This is a genomic window from Acidimicrobiales bacterium, assembly GCA_035533095.1.
Lineage (GTDB): Bacteria > Actinomycetota > Acidimicrobiia > Acidimicrobiales > Palsa-688 > DATLUM01.
The window spans coordinates 1-6,275 of sequence record DATLUM010000055.1; the positions used below are offsets into that span (position 1 = coordinate 1).

Here is a 6,275-nt window from a genome sequence, read left to right on the forward strand (position 1 = left end):
GCGCCAGGTCGGGTCGAGCGAGACGCCGTAGGGCGGATCGGTGAGGAGGAGCGTCGGGGTCGCGCCATCAAGGAGGCGCGCCACGTCCGCTGCGCTGGTGGCGTCCCCGCACAGCAGCCGGTGCTCGCCGAGCAGCCACAGCTCGCCGGGCTGGACGTACGGCTCCGCGGGCGTCTCGGGCACGGCGTCGGGGTCCGTCCGTCCGGCCTTGGGCGCCAGGCTGCGCAGCAGCGCGAGCAGCCCGGCGTCGTCGACGCTGACGTCGGCCAGGAGCGTCTGGAGTTTCTCCTTGTCCTGGCCAGCCATGGCGCCGAGCGGATCGAGGGTGGCCAGGACGAGCGCCTCCTCCTCGTCGGAGAGGTCGACGTAGGTGACCGGCACCAGCGGCTCGCCACGCGAGATGGCGAGCTCGACCCGCAGATGGCCGTCCACCATGTGCCCGCTGCGCCGGTTCACGATGACGTCCTGCACCCAGCCCACCTCGTCGAGTGCGCCGGCCAGGGCACCCTGCTGCGCCGGCGGGTGCGTGCGCCAGTTGCCCGGGTTGGCGAGCAGCTCCTCGGGTGGCGCCTCGCCGTGGCCGACGATGCGATTGCGCCAGGGCGCCACGGTGCTCACGTGATCTCCGATGTGGACACAAGCGCCACCGCGGCGCCTGCGACGCGACGTGGGCCAACGGTGGCGCCCGTGGGGCCAGTGGGCGGCGCTGACGAGAATCGTGAAACTCGTCCGCGCGCACACGGCGCTATGGCTTGGTACTGCGTCTGGCGACCCCTGCCTACAAAATGGCGTCCCTGTTCTGCCGCCGTCTTGCGTCGATGACAGGTCCCGCACAGACTCTGCAGGTTGGCGGGGTGGCTGGTCCCGCCGGCCCGGAGCGGCAGCACGTGGTCGACCTCGGAGGCCCTCGCCCCGCACACCCGGCACCACGGCTCCAGGGCCAGGTGGTCGCCCCGGATCCGCGGCCAGTCCCCACCGTATCCGCGGGCGCTCGCCGTGGGGCGCCGATGCTCCCGGACCCGGGCGCAGACGGGGCAGCGCGACTGGTAGGTGAGGCGCCCACAGCCGAGGCAGGGGCGGGCCGGGCGACTAGGCACGAGTCACCGCCGCGGCGGCGACCCCGAGCGGGCTGGTTGCCGCGCTCATGCGCTGCGCTCCACCACGGCCCTCTGGCGCGGCGTCCGGTTGATCATGAGGAATCGGACAGATCGCTGAGTTAGGGCGGCGCTAGCCCTCTCGCCCCGACCAAACCGACCTCATCATCGATGAGGTCCGCTGCGATCTCGAAGCGCAGCTGGTCTCCCGTCAACCCGTGCCGCACGACCACAATCTCGTACCTTGCAACGCAGCTTCGGCCACCTCGCCGCGCCGTGACGAGGGCGGCGCGTTCGGTTTATTTCGGCGGAACCTTGTGCACGGCCCGGGCCGCTCGCGGGCCGAGGTGACGTCTTGGAACCAGAACCGCACCGACTGTTCCGGGCCGGTGCACGCCCGCACCACATCGAGTCGGGCGGCATGCCGAATGGCTCCCATTGCCGTGCCGTTTGGCTTGTAACTCCATGCCAATGTGCCCACACTCCGGTGATCGGGAGCGAGGCACGGAGGCCCTCGGGCTTCTACCAGCGCGGCGTCCCATGCGGTCGCCAGACCGTCGCGCTGGGCCAATGGCGAGACCGACCCACCCGACTCAGGGGCGCCGACGCGCCCGAGGAGGATGTCAGGTGGCGACGTACCTCTACCGCCTGCAGTACACGAAGGCGGGGCTCGAAGGCTCCGTCAAGGAAGGGTTCCGCAAGCGCGAGGACTTCTTCCGCGAGACGGTCAAGGGGCTCGGCGGCTCGACCGAGTCGGCGAACTGGGCCTACGGCGAGACGGACATCTTCATCATCACCGACTTCCCGGAGGCGGAGGCCGCCACGAGCCTCGCGCTCGCACTCGCCTTGACCGGCTCGTTCCGGGTCACGACGACGCCGCTCTTGACAGCCAAGGACATGGACGCGGGCGCCGCCCGGATGCCCTCCTACCGAGCACCCGGCGCCTGAACCTGCGGACCTGAGCACCGCGGCGATGACGATGCGAGCCCCGGCCAAGCCGGTCGGGGCTCGCTCTTCCGTGGGCGACCACCACCTCCGTCTTCGCGGAGCGGGCCGCCGCCAGCCCCAACTTCGCCCCACCAGTGGGTACTTTCCCACGGCCACGGACTTGGCGGGGTGGCCGAGCCTATGGCTCGTCCGGCGGCGTTTCGGCTCCCGGCTCGGGCAGACGCGGCGCAGCTCCACACGAGCTGCGCCGTCGTCGTAGCCCCGACCTTCGTCCGCGCATTCGCCAGGTGGTGCTTCACGGTCGAGTGCGACAGCCGAGGCGGTGGGCTTCCTTCTTCGACTCGGGTCGAGGACGGCGGCCACCAGGACGACCTATTGGTCGGTGGCGCAGGCGGCGCTGGCGCCCTGCCGGGCTACCATAACGCGACTGACCTGAGGGAGGTGCGATGGAACCGAGGGAGATCGTCCAGGCGGCGATCGACGCCTATCACGGCCACGACTTGGACCGCTGCCTCGGGTTCTATGCCGACGACGTTGTCGTCAAGGACTCGGCAGGCAAGGTCCTGATGGACGGGGCCTCGGAGGTCAGGGCTCGCTATGCGAAGTCGATGGCCGAGCACCCCGGCCTGCACTACGACATCCCGAATCGGATCGCGCTCGGCGACTGGGTCGTCGACGAGGAGCGGGTGACGGGAATGTCAGGCCCGCGCGCCCGTGATGTAGTCCGCGCCGTGCGCGTCTACCGATTCGGAGACGGCCTCATCCGGGAGATCGTCATCTACTCCTGACGCCCGCTGCCACCCCGGCAAGTGCCCCTCACTCGACCCGTGCGGCCGATCGGGCCACCTGCTCGGCTCGGGCCGCCGCGGCGCCAGGATCCACACGAGCTGCGCCGTCGTCGCCACCCCGACCTTCGACCGCGCATTCACCAGGTGATCCTTCACGGTCGAGTGAGATAGCCCGAGACGGTGAGCGGCCGCCTTCTCCGACCCGGCGGCCAGCACGGCCGCAACTACCCCTACCTCGCGGTCGGTCGCGCGTTGGGCGGGTGGCGACGGCCGACGCCTCATGCGCTGCGGAGCCAGTCGCAGGGTTCGGGAGGCTCGGCGAGCCGCATCGTGACAGTGAGGTCGGTCGTCGCGGGGCTATGCCTCTCGCCCCGACCAACCGGTCACTCCCGTCCCCCACCGCGGGTCACACGGAGGCTTACTCGCAGGCCAGGTCCTCCCACCTGAGCCTGTGAACGGCGCGACCTGCGCGGGTTTGGCGCCACCGTGCGGACCTGTGCCTTCGACCACGGGCCCCCCGCTGCCCTTGCCCGCGGAGGCAACGGCTGCCGGCACATATGCCCGCTTCGTCGTGTACCTCGAGGACGGCGACGTCCTCATCGCATCCAACGCCGCCACCCGGGCGGCGAAGAATCGGGTTCGTCGTGCGCGGCGATGACGAGATGGTCGAGGTCGTCAGCCAGGCTGGCGCCGCCCCCTTCAACTGGCGCCGTCCCGACCGCTACCGCGCTCCGCTCGCCCAGGACCCCGCGGAGTCCAAGAGCGTGCTCGCGATCGCCGGGCGCTTCCTCCATCCGGGCGAGACGTGCGCCACGGTGGCCGCCTGGGCGACAGAGGAGGGTTACCTGACCCGGCGCGGCAACGGGTAGACGAAGCAGGCGATCTACGACCTGCTCACGCTGGCCCTGCACCGTGGCGTCCTCGGCTACCATCTCTCGCGCAAGGCCCGGAAGGCGAGGTATCTCGACGGGGCGACGGGGAGGATCGAGCCGATCATCGACGCCGCCCTGGCGCGGCGCATCGACCCGAAGCTCGCCGAAGGCCTGCGAGGGCGCAGCCGTGCCGTCCTCGCAGGCCACCACCGGCGCTTCGTCTACGTCCTGCCGGCATTGCCTGGTGGCGCTGCGGGTTCAAGGCGACCGCGCAGTATGGCGGGACCGTCCCCCAGCCCCGCTACCATCATCTGGGTTCCCATCCCTACTGCTCCCCCGAGCGCCAGAGCTACCCCGAGACCGACTACCTGCGCCATCTGGCCGACTTGGTCGACGCGGAACTTCCCGCAGACGAAGCTGTCCTGACGACGCTCCCGTCCCGCGAGCATCCGACCGTCTCGGGTGAAGGTGTAGCCCTGGCAGGCGGGGACCCACGAGGTCCGGCTGGTAGAGTCGGCCTTCTGATCCTCTGAAGCGACGGAGGCACCTGTGCCGGAGATCCGGGACGCCGACCTCACCCAGGACATCGATGCCGTCGAGCGGCTGTGGCTCGAGTACCTCTCGTGGGGCAACGACGAGGTGGAGGCGCGGCACGGGTTCCGGCTGCCGGTCAGCGAGGCGGTCGATCACGACCTCGCGACCATCGAGCGCTTCCAGCCGCCCGACGGTCGCCTCGTCCTTGCCTTCGAGGGTGACCGCGCCTTCGGCATCGGCTGCCTGCGCCGGATCGGACCGGACACAGCCGAGATCAAGCGGATGTACGTTGAACCCGACCATCGGCGGGCGGGCGTCGGGCGAGGCATCCTCGATGCGCTCGTCGACGCCGCGAGCGCGGCCGGCTACGAGCGGGTCCGGCTCGACAGCTCGGACTTCATGACGGCAGCCCACGCCCTGTACCGCTCACGGGGCTTCGCCGACATCGGACCCTACCCCGAGAGCGAGATCCCCGATCAGTTCAAGACGCACTGGGTCTTCATGGAGCGCAGGCTGGATCGAACCGGGGACGCCTGATCCGAGGCGTCGGCGACCGGCGTGCGACACGAGCACCCTTCACCTGCTGCCGAGGATCGGAGACCCGTCGGTGCTGCCCGACGTCCCGCTCATCTCCGCCATCACCCTCGCCGAGCTCTCCGTTGGCCCGCTGGTCACGGACGATGCGGCCGAGCGCGCTCGCCGCCTCGCGCACGTCCAGCAGGCCGAGGCGGACTTCGACCCGCTGCCGTTTGACGCAGCTGCCGCGCGTGCGTTCGGACAGGTCGCGTCGTCGCTCTGCCGATCGGGGCGCAAGCCTGCCGCCCGCGCGCTCGACGCGCTGATTGCGGCTATTACGGTGGCCAGCGGCCTGCCGGTCTACACGTGCAACCCGGCTGACTTCGCAGGGATTGATGGCCCTCGTCGTCCGGACGGTCCCGGTTCCAGGGGATCCTCGGTAGCTGCCGCGCACACTGACGGTTGTTCCGGTTTGCCGGGCAAGCCCTCTCGTTCGACCAGACTGACAGCACCGCGGCCGCGCGGCCGATTCCGGCGGGAAGTCCCGGATCCACATGCTCGGGTCCGCCATTCGGCGACCTGCGGTGATTGACACGTCTATCTGCCTTGGTTGACGCGCGATCTCCGGGATCGCTACTGTCTGCCCTGACCGTGGCGTAGCCGCTGCGCCATGCGGCCCAGCACGCCGGAGGGTTTGATGCGGTCCCTTGAGATCGGTCTCGTCCTTCCGATGGAAGAGTCCTGGACCGACGGCTCGACTGCCCGATGGCCCGAGATCCGCGATCTCGCGGTCCGGGCCGAGCAGATCGGGTTCGACACGGTCTGGGTACCGGATGAGCTGTTGTGGCGGCCAACGGACGGGCCGGTGCGAGGCTGGTGGGAGTGCATCGCGATGAGCGGCGGCGTGGCCGCCGCAACCTCGCGAGTGAAAGTTGGAACGTGGATCATGTCCGCGCTGCACCGCAATCCCGGTCTCACCGCAAAGGCGGTCGAGACGCTCGACGAGATCAGCGGGGGACGCTTCGTCTTCGGGCTCGGGTCTGGCCATGCCGGTCGCCAGGCGCATGCCTTCGGACTGCCCGAGGACCGGGTCTACGGCCGCTTCGAGGAAGCCATCGAGATCATCGTTCCGCTTCTGCGCGAGGGTCGCGCCAACTTCGAGGGGACGTTCCATGCCGCTCGGGAACTGGAGCATCGTCCGGTCGGACCGCGACCCGGCCGGATCCCGATCATGATCGGCGCCAAGGGTCCGAAGATGCTCCGCCTGGCAGCCCTGCATGCCGACATCTGGAGCTGGTACGTCGAGGAGCGAAGCGACCTCGAGGAGTTCGGTCCATGGCTCGCGGCCTTCGAGGCAGCCTGCTTCGAGGTCGGCCGCGATCCCGCGACGGTTGGCAAGTCCGCCGGCATTGTGGTCGAGCCCACGGCGATGACGGGTGCCGCCGAGGCGCTCGCCGCGCCTATCCGCGGTCCCGCCGAGGAGATCGCCGACGGTTTACGGAGCTTCCGAACCGGTGGCTTTA

Annotated in this window: 9 protein-coding genes; 7 read left to right on the forward strand and 2 right to left on the reverse strand. The window is 70.1% G+C overall.

Features of this window, described 5'->3' with window-relative positions:
• Nucleotides 1-618 (reverse strand): hypothetical protein (locus VNF71_07270; GenBank protein HVA74350.1); only part of this gene is annotated, 618 nt, incomplete at its 3' end.
• A gap of 1,103 nt (nt 619-1,721) precedes the next feature.
• On the opposite strand from VNF71_07270, the gene VNF71_07275 reads away from it, so the two are divergent.
• The 4 genes from VNF71_07275 to VNF71_07290 all read left to right on the forward strand — a co-directional run bounded on the left by VNF71_07275 (nt 1,722) and on the right by VNF71_07290 (nt 3,699).
• On the forward strand, nt 1,722-2,042 hold the full coding sequence (locus VNF71_07275; GenBank protein HVA74351.1) for a GYD domain-containing protein: 321 nt from the start codon (nt 1,722-1,724) through the stop codon (nt 2,040-2,042).
• A gap of 446 nt (nt 2,043-2,488) precedes the next feature.
• Entirely contained in the window at nt 2,489-2,830 is a 342-nt protein-coding gene (locus tag VNF71_07280) for a nuclear transport factor 2 family protein (GenBank protein HVA74352.1), read from the forward strand.
• A 496-nt stretch (nt 2,831-3,326) separates the two neighbouring features.
• Complete coding sequence (locus VNF71_07285) at nt 3,327-3,488, forward strand: hypothetical protein (GenBank protein ID HVA74353.1); 162 nt, start codon at nt 3,327-3,329, stop codon at nt 3,486-3,488.
• Nucleotides 3,475-3,699 carry a hypothetical protein gene (locus VNF71_07290; protein HVA74354.1) on the forward strand — a complete coding sequence of 75 codons (225 nt, stop codon included), beginning with the start codon at nt 3,475-3,477 and terminating at the stop codon, nt 3,697-3,699. Before VNF71_07285 ends, VNF71_07290 begins: the two co-directional genes overlap by 14 nt.
• 224 nt (nt 3,700-3,923) lie before the next feature.
• Here VNF71_07290 and VNF71_07295 read toward each other — a convergent pair whose 3' ends face one another.
• Nucleotides 3,924-4,151, reverse strand: a complete 228-nt coding sequence (locus tag VNF71_07295; GenBank protein ID HVA74355.1) for a hypothetical protein — start codon at nt 4,149-4,151, stop codon at nt 3,924-3,926.
• Between the two features lie 100 nt (nt 4,152-4,251).
• Between VNF71_07295 and VNF71_07300 the strand changes: the two genes are divergently transcribed.
• The 3 genes from VNF71_07300 to VNF71_07310 form a co-directional block, all read left to right on the forward strand.
• A complete protein-coding gene (locus VNF71_07300) occupies nt 4,252-4,773 on the forward strand; it encodes a GNAT family N-acetyltransferase (protein HVA74356.1) in 522 nt (173 codons plus the stop codon).
• Nucleotides 4,774-4,843: 70 nt separating this feature from the next.
• Complete coding sequence (locus tag VNF71_07305; protein HVA74357.1) at nt 4,844-5,344, forward strand: type II toxin-antitoxin system VapC family toxin; 501 nt, start codon at nt 4,844-4,846, stop codon at nt 5,342-5,344.
• A gap of 138 nt (nt 5,345-5,482) precedes the next feature.
• Nucleotides 5,483-6,275: LLM class flavin-dependent oxidoreductase (locus tag VNF71_07310; protein ID HVA74358.1), on the forward strand; the 793-nt coding region annotated here is incomplete at its 3' end.

Bases quoted from the DNA above. Each gene is read 5' to 3' on its own strand.
- VNF71_07295 (HVA74355.1), bottom strand. From the start codon at position 4,151: ATGCTCGCGGGACGGGAGCGTCGTCAGGACAGCTTCGTCTGCGGGAAG.
- VNF71_07280 (HVA74352.1), top strand. From the start codon at position 2,489: ATGGAACCGAGGGAGATCGTCCAGGCGGCGATCGACGCCTATCACGGC.